The sequence below is a fragment of the Lampropedia cohaerens genome, from assembly GCF_001005215.1.
In the GTDB taxonomy this organism is placed as follows: domain Bacteria; phylum Pseudomonadota; class Gammaproteobacteria; order Burkholderiales; family Burkholderiaceae_C; genus Lampropedia; species Lampropedia cohaerens.
The window spans coordinates 110,587-126,185 of record NZ_LBNQ01000022.1 but is presented as its reverse complement, the minus strand read 5'-3'; the positions used below and the strand labels follow the sequence as shown (position 1 = coordinate 126,185).

Annotated in this window: 10 protein-coding genes, 2 tRNA genes and 1 pseudogene; 10 read left to right on the top strand and 3 right to left on the bottom strand. The window is 63.7% G+C overall.

Translation table 11 applies throughout. The features are described from left to right. Positions 1 to 103: 103 nt before the first annotated feature. Together parC and earP are read right to left on the bottom strand one after the other, a co-directional pair. The gene (parC, locus tag AAV94_RS06695) at positions 104 to 2,455 is read right to left on the bottom strand and encodes a DNA topoisomerase IV subunit A (protein ID WP_046741607.1); all 2,352 of its coding nucleotides are present in this window, start codon (positions 2,453 to 2,455) and stop codon (positions 104 to 106) included. Positions 2,456 to 2,557: 102 nt separating this feature from the next. Continuing rightward, positions 2,558 to 3,697 carry an elongation factor P maturation arginine rhamnosyltransferase EarP gene (earP, locus tag AAV94_RS06690; RefSeq protein WP_046741546.1) on the bottom strand — a complete coding sequence of 380 codons (1,140 nt, stop codon included), beginning with the start codon at positions 3,695 to 3,697 and terminating at the stop codon, positions 2,558 to 2,560. Between the two features lie 39 nt (positions 3,698 to 3,736). Here earP and uvrC point away from each other — a divergent pair, with 39 nt between their 5' ends. The 10 genes and pseudogenes from uvrC to AAV94_RS06640 all read left to right on the top strand — a co-directional run bounded on the left by uvrC (position 3,737) and on the right by AAV94_RS06640 (position 14,653). Further along, positions 3,737 to 5,818 (top strand): excinuclease ABC subunit UvrC, encoded by a 2,082-nt coding sequence (uvrC, locus tag AAV94_RS06685; RefSeq protein WP_046741545.1) that lies wholly within the window; start codon positions 3,737 to 3,739, stop codon positions 5,816 to 5,818. Positions 5,819 to 5,897: 79 nt separating this feature from the next. Continuing rightward, a complete protein-coding gene (pgsA, locus tag AAV94_RS06680) occupies positions 5,898 to 6,467 on the top strand; it encodes a CDP-diacylglycerol--glycerol-3-phosphate 3-phosphatidyltransferase (protein ID WP_046741544.1) in 570 nt (189 codons plus the stop codon). A gap of 203 nt (positions 6,468 to 6,670) precedes the next feature. After that, a complete protein-coding gene (locus tag AAV94_RS06675; protein ID WP_046741543.1) occupies positions 6,671 to 6,943 on the top strand; it encodes an HU family DNA-binding protein in 273 nt (90 codons plus the stop codon). A gap of 11 nt (positions 6,944 to 6,954) precedes the next feature. Next, positions 6,955 to 7,030: transfer RNA gene (locus AAV94_RS06670), tRNA-Val, on the top strand. Positions 7,031 to 7,157: 127 nt separating this feature from the next. Beyond that, the gene (locus tag AAV94_RS06665) at positions 7,158 to 9,083 is read left to right on the top strand and encodes a SurA N-terminal domain-containing protein (protein WP_046741542.1); all 1,926 of its coding nucleotides are present in this window, start codon (positions 7,158 to 7,160) and stop codon (positions 9,081 to 9,083) included. A gap of 34 nt (positions 9,084 to 9,117) precedes the next feature. Continuing rightward, positions 9,118 to 9,193: transfer RNA gene (locus AAV94_RS06660), tRNA-His, on the top strand. A 225-nt stretch (positions 9,194 to 9,418) separates the two neighbouring features. After that, positions 9,419 to 10,459, top strand: a complete 1,041-nt coding sequence (locus AAV94_RS06655) for a Fe(3+) ABC transporter substrate-binding protein (RefSeq protein ID WP_046741606.1) — start codon at positions 9,419 to 9,421, stop codon at positions 10,457 to 10,459. Positions 10,460 to 10,595: 136 nt separating this feature from the next. Next, positions 10,596 to 12,218, top strand: a pseudogene (locus AAV94_RS06650) (ABC transporter permease); the annotation flags it as partial. Between the two features lie 77 nt (positions 12,219 to 12,295). Continuing rightward, entirely contained in the window at positions 12,296 to 13,006 is a 711-nt protein-coding gene (locus tag AAV94_RS06645; protein WP_046741541.1) for an ABC transporter ATP-binding protein, read from the top strand. 120 nt (positions 13,007 to 13,126) lie between these two features. Beyond that, the gene (locus AAV94_RS06640) at positions 13,127 to 14,653 is read left to right on the top strand and encodes a Ppx/GppA phosphatase family protein (RefSeq protein ID WP_046741540.1); all 1,527 of its coding nucleotides are present in this window, start codon (positions 13,127 to 13,129) and stop codon (positions 14,651 to 14,653) included. Positions 14,654 to 14,761: 108 nt separating this feature from the next. On the opposite strand, the gene AAV94_RS06635 is transcribed toward AAV94_RS06640, so the two are convergent. After that, on the bottom strand, positions 14,762 to 15,484 hold the full coding sequence (locus tag AAV94_RS06635; protein WP_046741539.1) for a transposase: 723 nt from the start codon (positions 15,482 to 15,484) through the stop codon (positions 14,762 to 14,764). Positions 15,485 to 15,599: the final 115 nt, after the last annotated feature.

Below are 15,599 nucleotides of genomic sequence, written 5' to 3'. Positions count from 1 at the left end.
CAGCGACTCACCAACCTTGCCCGCGCAGCGCCTGACCGCGCACGAAGTCAAGCCAGCGTTGCGCTGGCCTGCCTCAACGGCGCTTGAAGGCATCGACGCGGATTTACAGCACCCGTACCACGGCATTGGGCTTGAAGCCGAAATCACCTTTTTTGCCCTTGAGGGCACGTTTACCCAGGGCGTTGTTGAGGCTGCGGATCTCCAGTGTTTCCTCGCGAGCCTTGCCGCCACGGCCAATCCCACGGATGGAGACGCTGCGCGTGTAGGCCGCGGCGCCGGCCAGTGCATCCTTGGGCTCCAGACTGAGCAGTTGCACACCCCGGCCTCCATTGGCCTGCATCTTCACCTCGCCGACCGGGAAGGTCAGGATGCGTCCTGTTTCGGAGACCGCGCAGACGTGGGTGGCAGGCGGCAGTTCCGCCGACCCGGACGCATGTGCCACGTGGGACGGCGTGCAAAGCTGCTCTCCCTCGCCGATGGTGACGAAGGCCTTGCCGGCCTTGTGCCGCGAGACCATGTTGGCGACTTTGGCGATGAACCCATAGCCGGCAGAGACTGCCAGCAGCAGCTGCGCTTCGGCAGGACCGGCGAAGTAATGCAGCAGGTCCGTGCCCTTTTCCAGCTCGATCAGCGCCGTCAGCGGCTGCCCATCCCCACGCGCACCCGGCAGGCCAGCAACCGGCAGCGAATACACGCGCCCATTGCTGCCGAAGGCCAGCATGACGTCCACGGTGCGGCACTCGAACGTGCCATACAGACCGTCACCGGACTTGAAGTGAAAGCTTTGCGGATCATGGCCATGGCCGCTGCGGGCGCGCACCCAGCCTTTCTGTGACACGACGACAGTCACCGGCTCGTCGAGTACCTTGACCTCGGCCACGGCGCGCTTTTCCTCCTGGATCAGGGTGCGGCGTGCATCGGCAAATTCCTTCGCATCGGCCTCGATTTCCCTGATCATCAGCCGCTTGAGGCTGCTCGGGTTGGCGATGATGTCCTCAAGCTTTTCCTGCTCGGCGCGCAGTTCGGAGAGTTCCTGCTCGATCTTGATCGCTTCCAGACGGGCAAGCTGACGCAGGCGGATTTCCAGAATGTCGTCGGCCTGCCGCTCGCTGAGTTGAAAGCGCCCCATCAGCGCGGCCCTGGGCTCGTCGCTTTCGCGGATGATGGCGATCACTTCATCAATGTTGAGCAAAATGAGCTGGCGCCCCTCCAGAATGTGGATGCGCTCGCGCACCTTGCCCAAGCGGTGCTGGCTGCGCCGGGTGATGGTGGTCTGGCGAAAGGCGATCCATTCGGTGAGGATCTGACGCAGCGATTTCTGCGTGGGCCGGCCATCAATGCCCACCATCGTCAGGTTAATGCTGACCGAAGTCTCCAGGCTGGTGTGCACCAGTAGCGTGCCGATCAGCTCCTGGGGGTCGACGCGGCTGGACTTGGGCTCGATCACCAGGCGCACCGGTGCGTTCTTGTTGGATTCGTCGCGCACGCTATCGAGCACCGCCTGCACGGTTGCCTTCAGCTGCGTTTGCTCCTGGGTCAGGGCCTTCTTGCCGGCCTTGACCTTGGGGTTCATCAATTCCTCGATTTCTTCGAGGATGCGACGGGCGCTGACGTTGGGAGGCAGCTCATTGACGACCAGCTGCCACTGGCCGCGCGCCAGTTCCTCCGTCTGCCAGCGTGCGCGTACCTTGATAGAGCCTCGCCCGCTCTGGTAGGCGGCGGCGATGTCGCTCGCAGCACTGATGATCTGCCCACCGCCCGGAAAATCCGGCCCCGGAATCAATGCGAACAGTTCCGCATCAGCCAGTTTCGGGTTCCTGACCAATGCGACCGTCGCGTCGGCCACCTCGCGCAGGTTGTGGCTGGGAATTTCCGTGGCCATGCCGACCGCAATCCCGCTGGCGCCGTTGAGCAGCGTAAATGGCAGCCGCGCCGGCAGCTGACGCGGCTCCTGAAAGGAGCCATCGTAGTTCGGCACGAAGTCGACCGTGCCCTGGTCGATCTCCTGCAGCAGCAGCCGCGTGATCTTGGCCAGGCGCGCCTCCGTATAGCGCATCGCCGCTGCGCCATCGCCATCGCGGCTGCCGAAGTTGCCTTGCCCGTCGATGAGCGGGTAGCGCTGCGAGAAGTCCTGCGCCATGCGCACCAAGGCGTCGTAGGCCGCGCTGTCGCCATGCGGGTGGTACTTACCGAGCACGTCGCCCACCACACGAGCGGATTTGACTGGCTTTGCGGCGGTGTTGCCGCTGTAGCCCAGGCCCATCTGCTCCATGGTGTAGAGGATGCGCCGCTGCACCGGCTTCTGGCCGTCAACGACATCGGGCAGCGCCCTGCCCTTGACGACCGACAGTGCATACTCCAAGTAAGCACGTTGCGCATAGGCGGCCAGGGACGACCCATCGTCCTCGTGCAGGGGCGGCGCGGCGGACGCTTGCGGCGGCGGTGGTGGCGCCATGGCAACGTCGCCTTGCAGCAGATCAGCTGCGTTATTCCGAATCGGGGGGGCTTCTTCACTCATGGCGGGCAATTCTACGGGTTCCCCCGGGCCACCGGACGATCAGGAGCGGGTTCGCGCCATCAGCGTATCGATCAGCTCAGGCAGTCGGTGCAACCGCCGTGCGGTGGCGGTTGCGTGCGAATGCCAGCGCCGCACCTGGGTCAGCTCAGGCGCAGCGCCATCGTCGTGCAGGCCGTTGAGGGTCAGGTTGGCCGTGCGCCACGCGCCTTGTATCTCCAGGCGGTCCAGCCAGGCCAGCAGCTTGGCCTCATGGGCATGATCCTCCTGCGGGTAGATGTGCCACAGCAGCGGAACTGCGGCCCACAGCGCGCGCACCATGGACTCCTCGCCGCGGACGACGTTCAGGTCGCAGGACCACAGCATGTGGTCAAACGCGGGCTGCTCCAGGAATGGCTGGCAATGCACCGTCAGCGCGCCACGCTGGAATGTATCGAGGGTGTGGAGCGTGCTATCCCCCCCCCCGAAGCGCTCCAGCCAGCACTGGCGCAGCCACCGCTGCGAACGCCCTGCCGCCGCAACAAGGTGCACGGGTGTGCTGGCTGCGGCCCACTGCTGCAGCCAGTCCGGCAGGCAGGCAGGCTCGTAGCAAAACAGGCTCACCCACAGGCCCTGCTCTGCCTGCGCCAACGGTATGTCAGCCTTATCCAGAAGTCCACGCCGCCACGCCATGCGGTCATGCGCGGCAATCCGCGCAGCCAGATTCCGTTCGCGCAGCAAGCCGCCAGTGGCTGGCGTAAAACCGGGATAGATGAAGGTCTTGCATTGCCCGGCCGCAGGCCCTGCCATAACCGGCGATGGCAAGCCGTGCATCCGCTCGACATAGGGCTCTGCCGAGAGGTATTCCACGTTCAGCCAAACCGGCCAGCGCTGCCCGCCGGCATGCAGCCGTGCCAACGCTGAGAGATAGGCATCCGGGATGGCGCAGCCATAGGCCTCGATCAACACATCGGGCGCGTGCATAACCTGCATGGCGTGTGGATTGCTGGCGTATTGCCAATCCAACACTTCAATGGCCGCATCGCGATGTACACGCGGTCCGGCCAGCCACTGCAGCGGTGCGGGATCATCGATCCACAGGCGCACCCGCTGGCCCCTGGCGGCGAGCTCCTGCGTCAGGCGCCAGCAAAACCCGGCGTCACCATAGTTGTCAACGACCTGACAAAATACATCCCACAACATGCTTGGTTTTCCCGAGCCCTTGATTGACTAGCCACCACGATGGCCCAACAACTGCCAACATCCCCATCACTATCCGGATCTACTTCTGCTGCGACGCTTTCGCTGCTGGAGCAAGCGCTGCGGCTGCCGGCGCTGCCAGGGGTATACCGCTATTTTGACGCTGAGGGTACGCTGCTTTACGTGGGCAAGGCCAAGAACCTGAAAAAGCGCGTCTGCAGCTATTTCCAGAAAAGTCATGGCGGCACACGCATCGGCCACATGGTGTCCAAGATCGCGCGCATGGAGACCACTGTGGTGCGCTCGGAAGCCGAGGCACTGCTGCTGGAAAACAATCTCATCAAGACGCAGCATCCCCGCTACAACATCCTCTTCAAGGATGACAAGAGCTATCCCTATCTAAAGATCACTGCTGCCAGGGCCACTTCGGACAACAACGGTGTGCCGTCGCCAGCGGCGTTCCCGCGCGTGAGCTACTACCGCGGCGGCACGGACCGGCGTGACCATTTCTTTGGCCCCTACCCCAACGCTTGGGCGGTCAAGCAAACCATCCAGCTGCTGCAGAAAGTATTCATGCTGCGCACCTGCGAGGATTCGGTCTTCGCCAACCGTACGCGCCCGTGTCTGCTGCATCAGATCAAGCGGTGCTCGGCGCCTTGCGTGGGATTGATCGATGCCGAGTCTTACCAAGCCGACACGCGCGATGCCGAGGCGCTGCTGCGCGGCCAAGGCGGAGAACTGATCCGCGCCCTGGAGGCGCGCATGATGACGCTGGCTGACGCCATGCAGTACGAACAGGCAGCCCAGGTGCGCGACCGCATTGCCTCTCTGTCTGCAGTGATGCAGCAGCAGGTGATCGAGACTGTGGACGATGCGGACGTAGACATCATCGCCGTGCAGCGTGAAGGTGGCAAGGCATGCGTCAATCTCGCGATGGTGCGTGGCGGGCGGCACCTGGGCGATCGGCCGTACTTTCCCAGTCAGCTCGACGCAGCGCTGGCGCTCGAAACCACCGGCGATGCAGACGGAACGACCGAGTCCGAGGCGGCCGCCGCGGCCGACAGTGGCGGCGCCCCACCCCGCTCGCCCGAGCAGGCCATCCTCGAGGCCTTCATCGCGCAGCATTACACCGGGTACCCACCGCCACCGCTGCTGGTGACAAGCCATCCGGTCAGCCCGGCTCTGCTGGCCGCGCTGGGGCGGCAGGTCGGCAAGCGCCTGCGCAACGTCAGTCAGCCGCGCGGGCAGCGCCGTGCGTGGCTGGAGATGGCCTGCAAGAATGCGGGGTTGCAGCTGGCACGGCTGCTGTCGGAAGAAGGCTCGCAAAAGGCACGCACGCAGGCCCTGGCGCAGGTGCTAGGCGCCGAGCTTGACGACGCGGCGCTGCGCCAGTGGCGCATCGAATGCTTTGACATCTCGCACACTGCAGGCGAGGCCACGCAGGCCTCCTGCGTGGTGTTCGAGCAGCATCAGATGCAGCACAGCGCCTACCGGCGCTACAACATCACAGGCATTACGCCTGGAGACGACTATGCGGCCATGCGCCAAGTCCTGCTGCGCCGCTACGGCAAGCTCGCGCATGCACACGAGCAGGAAGGCACGCCGCCTGCCTCCCTCAACGAAGTCGGCCCCGCGGCCAACAGGACGGGCGCCGCCAGCGCATCCACCATGCGCATGCCGGATATCGTGCTCATCGATGGCGGCAAGGGGCAAGTGAGCGTGGCGCGTGAGGTGTTCGCACAGCTGGGCCTGGATATCAGCCGCATCGTTGGAGTGGAGAAAGGTGAAGGCCGCAAGGTCGGGCTGGAAGAGCTGGTATTTGCCGACGGGCGGCCCAAGATCACGCTGCCACCCAGCAGCGCGGCGCTGATGCTGGTGGCACAGATCCGTGACGAGGCGCACCGCTTTGCCATCACCGGCATGCGCGCCAAACGCGCCCGCGTGCGTACCGGCAGCAGCCACCTCGAGGACATTCCGGGCATTGGCCCAAAGCGTCGTGCACGCCTACTGCAACGCTTTGGCGGTGTGCAGGGGGTGGCACGCGCCAGCGTCGAGGATCTGACCGGGGTCGATGGCATTTCGACCGAGCTGGCACACTCGATTTACCAGGCGCTGCATGGTTAGACTCCTGGCTGCACGCTGCCGGCACGACGACGCGGTTTCCGGCTGATAATAGGCCGGCCCACAGTTTCCTCCTGCCGCCATGCCGTTGACGCTGCCTACCCTGCTGACCTTGAGTCGCATCGTTGCGATCCCCGTGATCGTGGCGTTGTTCTACCTGCCCATCTCGCCAGCGTGCGCCAACCTCCTCGCGACAGTGTTGTTCATTCTGTTTGCCGTGACGGATTGGCTGGATGGCTATCTCGCCCGCAGAATGGGGCTGACCTCGGCGTTCGGCGCCTTTCTCGATCCGGTGGCTGACAAGTTCCTCGTCTGCGCCACGCTGCTGCTGCTGGTGCACCTGCAGCGGATTGATGTATTCGTCGCGCTGATCATCATCGGTCGCGAAATTGCCATTTCCGCGCTGCGCGAATGGATGGCGCAGATTGGCGCCACCAAGAGCGTGGCTGTGCACATGATCGGCAAGGTCAAGACAACCGTGCAGATGGTGGCCATTCCATTTCTGTTGTTCGATGCAGCGCTGCTCGGGGTTATTCATACCCGGCCGCTAGGCCAGATCCTGCTCTGGATCGCGGCGATCCTCACGATCTGGTCAATGGTGTTCTACATGCGCAAGGCCGCGCATGCCATCAAGGCGCAGCTGGGCCACTAGGCCACGCTCTGGCGTGCTGCGGCAAAAGAGCACTACGCCTACAGAGTAACAGCCCTGCAACAGTCCAAAACCGCTTGACAGCCGCAGGGGGGCACTATGTAATCGGCTGCTTGTTGAGGTCTTTTTTTATCCAACGGGTTTGGTCCGGCCAGGGGCGTGTGGCGCCGCAACGCTTGACGAAACTTTTTCTAGAGGGGCTTACTGTGAACAAGACAGAACTGGTTGAGCACATCGCTTCGCAAGCAGACATTTCCAAGGCTGCCGCAACGCGCGCGCTGGATGCCACCATCGGCGCGATCAAGACCACCCTGAAAAAAGGCGGTACGGTCTCCGTCATCGGATTCGGCACGTTCGAAGTGTCGGTGCGCGCCGCACGCAAGGGGCGCAATCCGCAGACTGGCGAAGAAATCAAGATCAAAAAGACCAAAGTTCCCAAGTTCCGTGCCGGGAAAGCACTCAAAGATGCGGTAAAATAACTGCTTCGGTGGGGTGCTTAGCTCAGTTGGTAGAGCGGCGCCCTTACAAGGCGTAGGTCAGCGGTTCGACCCCGTTAGCACCCACCACTCGAGACAGTGACCAGGTTTCGGCAAAAGGGCGGCCCGCAAGGTTCGCCCTTTTGTTTTGGCTGGGTCACGGGCTTTTCCATGCGCATTGCGGCACCCGCTTTCGTCTCCTCTAATCAGCACAAGCATGTTTGAATTCATCCGCAAACACCTCAAGGTGTTCATGATTGCGTTTTTCCCGCTGGTGATTCTTGCCTTCGTCTTTGTTGGCATCGACACCAGCTTTCTGACGCAGCGCAGCCCTGTCGTGGCGCGCGTTGCGGGGGTGGATATCACGCAAAACGAGTGGGATTTCGCGCATCGGCAGTACGCCGATCGCCTCCGCGCCGAGAACCGCGAGTTGACCTCCGCAATGCTGGATTCACCGCAGGTACGTTACAGCGTGCTTGAGCAGCTCGTGCGCGACCAGGTACTGGCCGCTGCCGTGCGCGACCGCCACTACGCCGTCAGCGATGCCGAGGTGGCGCGCGCCCTGCGCAGCCAGCCCGACATCGCCGCACTGATCGGTGACGATGGCCGCCTGGACATGGAGGGCTACCGCAACCTGCTGGCCCAGTATGGGCTGACGCCACAGCAGTATGAGAACAGCGTGCGCCAGCGCATTGCGTTGCAGCGCGTACTGGGCGTCGTGCAGGAGTCTACCGTCACCGCACCCACCCAGGCTAAGCTGGCTACCCAGACACTCTTTCAGCGCCGCACTGCCAGCATCAAACGCTTTGCGCCACAGGCGTTTGAAGCGCAGGTACAGGTGGACGATGCGGCCCTGCAGGCCTACTATGAGACCAACCAGGGGCAGTTCCAGCGCCCCGACGTGGTGGACGTTGAGTACGCGGTGCTGGATCTGGACGCTGTCATGCAGGACATCCAGATCAGTGAGGATGAATTGCGCGAATACTACGACCAGAATCGGCAGTCATACGCCCAGTCGCAGGAGCGCCGCCACGCCCGCCACATCCTGTTCGCCACCGATCCGGCGGCGTCAGCCAGTGAGCGGGAGGCGGCGCGCAAGAAGGCCGAAGCGGCGCTGGCGCAGCTGCGCGAGGACCCTTCGCGTTTTGCGGAGATTGCCCGTGAACAGTCGGACGATACCGGCTCCGCGGCAGACGGCGGCGATCTCGGCTTCTTCGAACGCGGCGCGATGGTGGCGGACTTTGACAACGCCGTCTTCAGCATGCAGCCGCAGCAGATCAGCGACATCGTTGCCACCGAGTACGGCTTTCACATCATTCAGTTGCTGGACATCGAGCCGGCGGTCGTGCCGAGCTTCGAGGAAATCCACGACCGGCTGCTGCAGGATGTGCGCAACAACCTCGCGCGCAACCGCTTTATCGAACAGGTCGACACCCTGCGCAATCTCGCGCATGAGCAGCCAGACTCGCTGCAACCGGTAGCCGATACGCTTGGCCTTACGCTGCGGACGGCCACCGCAGTGCCCCGCACGCCTGGCAAAGACGACGATGTGCCACAGGCGCTCAACCATCCTGCCGTGCTCGCTGCGCTGTTCGACCCGCGTGCGACGGAAAACGGCGAGAACATCGACCCCGTCGACATCGGTGGCAACACGGTCGTGACGGCGCGTGTCACGGCCTTTCACCCGGCCCAGACGTTGCCGTTCGAGCAGGTGCGCGACGAGGTGCAAAAGCTGTATGTTGCGCAGAAAGCGGCGGAACTGGCGGCAGCAGCCGGTGAGCGTGCGCTGGCGCAATGGCAGGCTGATGCCGATGCCATTGAGGCCGATGCGCAGGTGACCATTTCCCGTCAGGATCCGCAGGGCCTGAGCGCGCAGCAACTCACCGAAGTCATGACGCTGCCGCAGGATACGCTGCCGCAGGTGGTAGGCTTTGTGCAGGACGACGGCAGCTACCTGCTGGTGAAGGTTACTGGCATTGCGGCGATGTTCGATGAGGACATGACCGAGGAGCTCCGTACCATGCTGACCAACGCCTATCAGGCACAGCTACAGCAAGTGCTCGCCGCGGCAGAGACCGATGCGTACTACGAAACCCTCAAACAGTCCTATAAGGTGCAAATTCGCGTTCCGCGCCCGGAATGATGCATTTTTTAGGCTATAATTTTTCGCTTACTCGGTGGCTGTAGCTCAGTTGGTAGAGTCCCAGGTTGTGATCCTGGTTGTCGTGGGTTCGAGCCCCATCAGCCACCCCACCGAATCGCTGGAAGAAAGGCCCCCACAAGGGGCCTTTTCTTTTGCCTGCTTTGCAGTCACAACAGTCAGGAGCTTGCGTGGAGGGATGATGAAGGCGCGCAGCGAACGGGCAAAGGCACCATGGCACCGGAATAAATAGACCTAATGAAAATAAGAAATACTCGTAGTCCCAAGCCATCTCAGCAATAATTCGGCGCCGTTCAAAACTTTTGGAGACAATGACCATGCGAACACCATTTGCCCGGCGCTCACTCATTGGCGCTGCGCTGCTGGCGCTGGGCGCAGCACTCTTTCATGGCGAGGCACTTGCTGATGACGAGATCAACCTCTACACCACGCGCGAGCCTGGCCTCATCGCACCGCTGCTGCAGGCGTTCGAGCAGGCCAGCGGCGTTAAGGTCAATACCGTCTTCGTCAAGGATGGATTGCTGGAGCGGGTCAAGGCCGAGGGCGCGCAGTCGCCAGCCGACCTGTTCATGGTCGTGGACATCGGTAACCTGTTGGAATTGGTGGAAGGCCGGGTTACACAGCCGGTCGCATCTGAAACACTGCAGCAGACGCTGCCAGCCAACTTGCGCGCGGATGACAACCAATGGTTCGCACTGTCGCTGCGTGACCGGGTGCTGTACGTCCACAAGGACCTGCCGCTGGACGCGTTCACCTATGAGGAGCTGGCCGACCCGAAATGGCGCGGCAAGGTCTGCATCCGCGCGGGCCAGCACCCCTACAACACCGCACTCATTGCCGCGATGATCGCCCACAACGGCGAAGCAGCCACCGAGCAGTGGCTGCGCGGCGTCAAGGACAATCTTGCACGCCCTGCAACGGGCGGAGACCGAAACGTCGCCCGTGACATTCTCGGCGGCATCTGCGACATCGGCATTGCCAATAACTACTATGTTGGCCATATGCGTTCTGCCGAGCCTGGCAGCGACAACCGCCAGTGGGGCGAGGCCATTAAGGTGGTACGCCCGACCTTTGCCAAGAGCGGCGGCACGCATGTAAACATCTCCGGTGCCGCAGTCGCCCGTCATGCGCCCAACAAGGACAATGCGGTAAAACTGCTTGAGTATCTCGTGTCGGTGCCAGCGCAGGAGTTGTATGCGAACGCGAACTTCGAGTATCCGATTCGCAATGACGTTCAGCTCCACCCCATCACGGCGTCGTTCGGCCCCCTGCAGGTCGACAGCCTCGACCTTGCCGAGATCGCCAAACATCGCAAGCAGGCCAGTGAATTGGTCGACAAGGTCGGCTTCGACGATTGAGCGCCATGGCGAGACGTGCATGCTCCCTGCGGGCAGCCGCCACACAGGCATGTGCAACGGCCCTAGCCGCCGGCTACGTGCGGCGTTCCCAAGGCAGCGGTGAGGGGCAGTTGCCCGCAACTGCTGCGGCGCACCGATGCCCTTGGTGACGCGCTGGACGGGGCCGCTTGCCAGTGCGGTGCTTGCGCTGCTGGTGCTCGCGCCGGTGGCAGCGCTGCTCTGGCATGCGGGGCACGCGGACTTTTCACACTGGCAGCACCTTGCCACGCATGTGCTGCCCTCGGCCAGCCGCAACACACTGTGGTTGCTGCTGGGTGTCGGCGTGTTCGTTTGTGTGATCGGCACCGGCACGGCCTGGCTGGTGACGGCCTACCGGTTTCCTGGCCGCAATGTGCTTGTCTGGGCGCTGCTGCTGCCGATGGCCATGCCCAGCTACGTCATCGCCTACGCATACCTGGATCTGCTGCATCCCATCGGCCCCGTGCAAAGCCTTGTGCGCGACCTGCTCGGCTATGCAAGCCCGCGCGATTTCCGGCTGCCGGACATCCGCTCGCTGCCTGGCGCGGTGCTTTTGCTGGGACTGGTGCTCTATCCCTATGTCTACCTCAGCGCCCGGTTCATGTTCATGAGCCAGTCCGCCAGCCTGATGGAGGCCGCCAGGACTCTGGGGTGCTCGCGCGCGGCGGCATTCTGGCGGGTGGCATTGCCGATGGCACGTCCCGCGGTGGTCATTGGCCTCACCCTGGCTCTGCTGGAGACGCTGAACGACATCGGCGCCTCGGAGTTTCTGGGCGTGCGCACCATGACGGTCGCGGTCTACAACACCTGGGTCACGCGCTCGGATCTGGGCGGCGCCGCGCAGATTGCCCTGCTGATGCTGTTGCTGGTGGTGGCGCTGATTCTGCTTGAGCGTCGCGCCCGCAAGCGACAGCGTTTTGCCACCACGCAACGCATGCGACCCATGGCCCCGCATGTGCTGCATGGCGCCTCCGCCGCGCTGGCGCTCGTGTTGGGCAGCGTGCCAGTCATCCTGGGCTTTCTGGCGCCAGCGGGCTACTTGCTGGCTGCCGCACTGCAGCGGCTCAGCCAGACAGACAGTGGTATCTCCCAAGCCCTGTGGCAGAGCCTGTTCAACACGGTCCTGCTGGCTGCCATGGTGACCGTACTGACGCTTGCCTGTGGCCTGTTGCTGACATGGCAGGCGCGGCTGCTGGTCACGGGCAGGCGCGCCGGATGGGCGACGGCCTGTGCCCGCATTGCCAGTCTGGGCTATGCTGTCCCCGGCACCATTCTTGCCATTGGGCTATTGGCGCCGATGGCGCTGATCGACCAGAGCATTTCGTGGCTTGTCCAGCAGCCGTCACTGTGGCTGATGGGCAGCAGTGCAGCCATCGTGTTGGCCTGCTCGCTGCGGTTTCTGGCCATTCCAGTCGGCGGCATCGAGGCCGGGCTCACACGCATCGCCCCCTCGCTGGAACAGGCATCCCGCTCGCTCGGCCACAGCACCCTGTCCACCTTGTGGCGCGTGCATCTGCCGCTGCTCAGGCCGGCAATGGCCGCCGCGGCCCTGCTGGTCTTCGTCGATGCCATGAAGGAGCTGCCTGCGACCTTGCTGCTGCGCCCGCTGAACTTCGAGACGCTGGCAACCAGCCTGTACGCGGAGGCATCGCGTGGGACCTATGAAGAAGGTGCCATCGCAGCGCTGGCCATTGTCGCCGCGGGGCTGCTGCCCGTAATTCTGCTGGCTCGCACACGGCTTGCAATCGATGCGGGCCGCGCCCACGTCCCTCCGGACAGTGCCGTGGCGCGTATCCACGCATCACAGGTCCAGGCCGCATGAACACCCACTCTCGCATCGCTTCTCCCCCCGCATCCTTTCTTTCGCTCGAAGGCGTCTGTCTGGGGTATGACACCCCTGCAGGGCTGAACGAAATCGTGCGTGATTGCTCGGTAACCCTTGCACGGGGCGAAATCGCCTGCCTGCTGGGGCCTTCGGGCTGCGGCAAGTCCACCATCTTGCGCGCGATTGCCGGATTCGAGCCGCTGCGCGCCGGTGCCATTCGCCTCAACGGCAAGACGCTGGCCACCCCGCGCACGGCGCTGGCACCCGAGCGGCGCAATGTCGGCATGGTGTTTCAGGATTACGCGCTGTTTCCGCACCTGACCGTGGCGCAGAACATTGCGTTCGGACTGCGCGGCCAGTCGCGCCGGGAACGCGACAAGTGTGTGGCGCGCATGCTGGAGCTGGTGGGACTGCCCCTGGCGGGCGCTGCGTGGCCCCATGAGCTCTCGGGCGGACAGCAACAGCGTGTCGCGCTGGCCAGGGCGTTGGCGCCTGCGCCGCAACTGCTGCTGCTTGATGAGCCCTTCTCCAGTCTGGACAGTGATTTGCGGGAACGGCTTGCCACCGAAGTGCGCGACATTCTGCGGGCGCTCAATCACACGGCAATCCTGGTCACACACAACATGGCAGAAGCGCAGGCGATGGCCACGCGAATAGGCACCATGGCCCCGGGGCGCCCCGTGCAGTGGGTATCCTGCGCCTAGCAGATGCCGCAACCATTTGGCTGCGCCCTGCCCCGCGGCATCGGCGTGCACAAGGCTGCGCTGAAACATGCGTGACAGCGCTTCTACAATGCCAGCTTTCGGCATACCAAGAGTCCAGCCATGAAAGACGGAGAGCGCCTGGCCGCAGTTGATCTGGGATCCAACAGTTTTCGGTTGGAAATCAGCATTCTGCACAACGGTCACCTGCAGCGGGTGGAGTACCTCAAGGAAACAGTCCGCCAGGGCGGCGGGCTGGATGCGGACTCCTTCCTCAGCGAGGAAGCCATGCAGCGTGGCTGGCAATGCCTGGAGCGGTTTGGCGAGCGACTGCGGGACTTTCGCCCCAGCCATGTGCGTGCGCTGGCCACGCAGACGCTGCGCGAGGCCAAGAACCGTGATCTTTTCGTCACCAAGGGCCAGCAGCTGCTGGGACATCCCATCGAAGTAATCTCCGGCCAGGAAGAAGCGCGCCTGATTTATCAGGGCGTGACCTATCTGCTGCCGCGCAATGTGCAGGAGCAGCGCCTGGTCATCGATATCGGCGGGCGCTCGACAGAGGTCATTGCGGGCATCGGCCAGAAATCGGTGGAAGCGGTGTCGTTTCCGCTAGGCAGCGTGTCGTGGTCGCAGCGCTTCTTCCCGGACGGCAAGCTGTCCAACAAGTGCTTCAGCAAGGCCGAGATTGCCGCCAGCGCCGTCATTGAGGAGCAGATGGCGCGCTTCGATGCCTATCCACGCGAGCACGTGTACGGCGCCTCCGGAACCATGGGCGCAGTCGCGCAGCTGCTGCAGTCCTTTGGCGGCGCTGCGCAAATCATTACCCGCGAGGGGGTGGAGCAGCTGCGCCAGCGTCTGATCGATGCCGGCCACTGCGACAAGCTGCAGTTCGACAATCTGCGCGAAGACCGCAAGCCTGTCATCGGTGGTGGTGTGGCCGTGCTGCTCGCCCTGATGCGCATGCTTGGCATTGAGACGATGCGCGTCTCCGACGGCGCGTTGCGCCAGGGCGCGCTGCTCGATCTCATTCAACGCAAGGACCATGACGCCAGGCGGCGCGACATCCGCCACAATTCGGTGGAAAGCCTGATCGAGCGCTTTGGCCACGGCTATGGGCGCGAACAGGGCGAGCGAGTGGCACGCATTGCCGAGACGATCTGGCGTGCGCTGGATCCCGGCGACTGGCAGCAGGAAGACCTGCAGCTGCTGAAATGGACGGCTCGGCTGCACGAAATCGGCATCAGCATCGCCTACGAACGGTTTCACCATCACGGCGCCTACATCATTCGCAACGGCGATTGTCCCGGCTTCCTGCCATCGGAGCGTGAACGCATGGCCAGCCTGGTGGTTGGCCATCGCGGCAAGCTCAAGAAGGTCATCGACAACATCCACGCCAGCGACGTGTTCAAGTACCAGCTGCTGTGTCTGCGGCTGGCCGTGCTGCTTGCCCATGCCAGAAAGGATCCCGAGCTCGACGCGCTGCACTGGAAACTGTCCAAGCAAGGGGTGACCGTGACCCTGACCGCAGACTGGGCGCGGCAGTACCCGCAGTCGCGCTATCTGCTGCAGGAAGAATCGACCGTCTGGGACAAGGTAGGTGTGGCACTGCAGGTGGAACTGCTTCAGGTGCCCGCCGCAGGCGGCACCTGACAGCGGGCCGCAAGAGGCTCCGCCCCCACGGCGCCAAGCAAAGATACCCCGGGCAGCCTTGCCCACTGCATGTCTGCCTGACCGCATGCAGCGATCGTGATCGGGTGCTCAGTGGCCCTGAGAAGCGGCACCATCGCCCGTGGCCGGGTGCTTGCGCGGCCGGCCGGGCCTTCCCGGTGCCAGCCGACGGGCAATGCCAGGCGCAATGTCCTGTGCGAAGCTGGCACTGGCCAGCAGCCAGCCGCCCATGGCGCTTTTCTCGATCTGCTCGGTGACCGCATGGCCCAGCCCTGCCTCGCTGAAGGCCTGGTAGGCAGCTTCCCGGCCAAACGGCGTATCTGCCAGCTCCCAGTACAGCGGATGGGGCGTGAGCATCTTCTGCGCCGCCAGGCCCGCGTAGTGACGATGGCTGCTCCAGACGTAGTCGCGCGGGCGCTCCGCCAAGCCCTGCGTGACAGGCAGCCAGTCCAGGTAGGTCATGACATTGAGCACATGCGGCGTTGGCTGCATCGGCCCGGCGCGGTAGCGCCCCTCCCACAGCGTGCCAAAACGCCCGTGGCGCTGGTTGAAGTAGCGCACGTAGCGCCGCCCCAGTGCCTGCATGAAACGGCTGAGGATGCCCGCGTCAGCCGGCGTGACCAGCAGATGGATGCGACTGGGCAATAGCGCATAGGCATGCAGGTGGATGGGCTGGGCCTTGAGCTGATCGGCCAACATGTCGCACCAGAACGTGAAGTCGGCGTCGTCGACAAATACCGGCGCGGCATTGATGCCGCGCAGGATCACGTGATGCGGCAGGCCGGGAATCACCAAACGTGGCAGACGGGCCATCGTACAAAAAACCTGTTTATGACCGGCTCACGCGTTGCATCGGCCGGTCAGGCGATGCTGCCCCTATTTCCCGTGACGCCTCGCCTTGGCAACGCCAGGTGTGTTGCCCACCGCG

Coding starts and splice junctions, on each gene's coding strand:
- parC (WP_046741607.1), bottom strand. CDS start 2,455: ATGGCGCCACCACCGCCGCCGCAAGCGTCCGCCGCGCCGCCCCTGCAC.
- earP (WP_046741546.1), bottom strand. CDS start 3,697: ATGTTGTGGGATGTATTTTGTCAGGTCGTTGACAACTATGGTGACGCC.
- uvrC (WP_046741545.1), top strand. CDS start 3,737: ATGGCCCAACAACTGCCAACATCCCCATCACTATCCGGATCTACTTCT.
- pgsA (WP_046741544.1), top strand. CDS start 5,898: ATGCCGTTGACGCTGCCTACCCTGCTGACCTTGAGTCGCATCGTTGCG.
- AAV94_RS06665 (WP_046741542.1), top strand. CDS start 7,158: ATGTTTGAATTCATCCGCAAACACCTCAAGGTGTTCATGATTGCGTTT.
- AAV94_RS06655 (WP_046741606.1), top strand. CDS start 9,419: ATGCGAACACCATTTGCCCGGCGCTCACTCATTGGCGCTGCGCTGCTG.
- AAV94_RS06645 (WP_046741541.1), top strand. CDS start 12,296: ATGAACACCCACTCTCGCATCGCTTCTCCCCCCGCATCCTTTCTTTCG.
- AAV94_RS06640 (WP_046741540.1), top strand. CDS start 13,127: ATGAAAGACGGAGAGCGCCTGGCCGCAGTTGATCTGGGATCCAACAGT.
- AAV94_RS06635 (WP_046741539.1), bottom strand. CDS start 15,484: ATGGCCCGTCTGCCACGTTTGGTGATTCCCGGCCTGCCGCATCACGTG.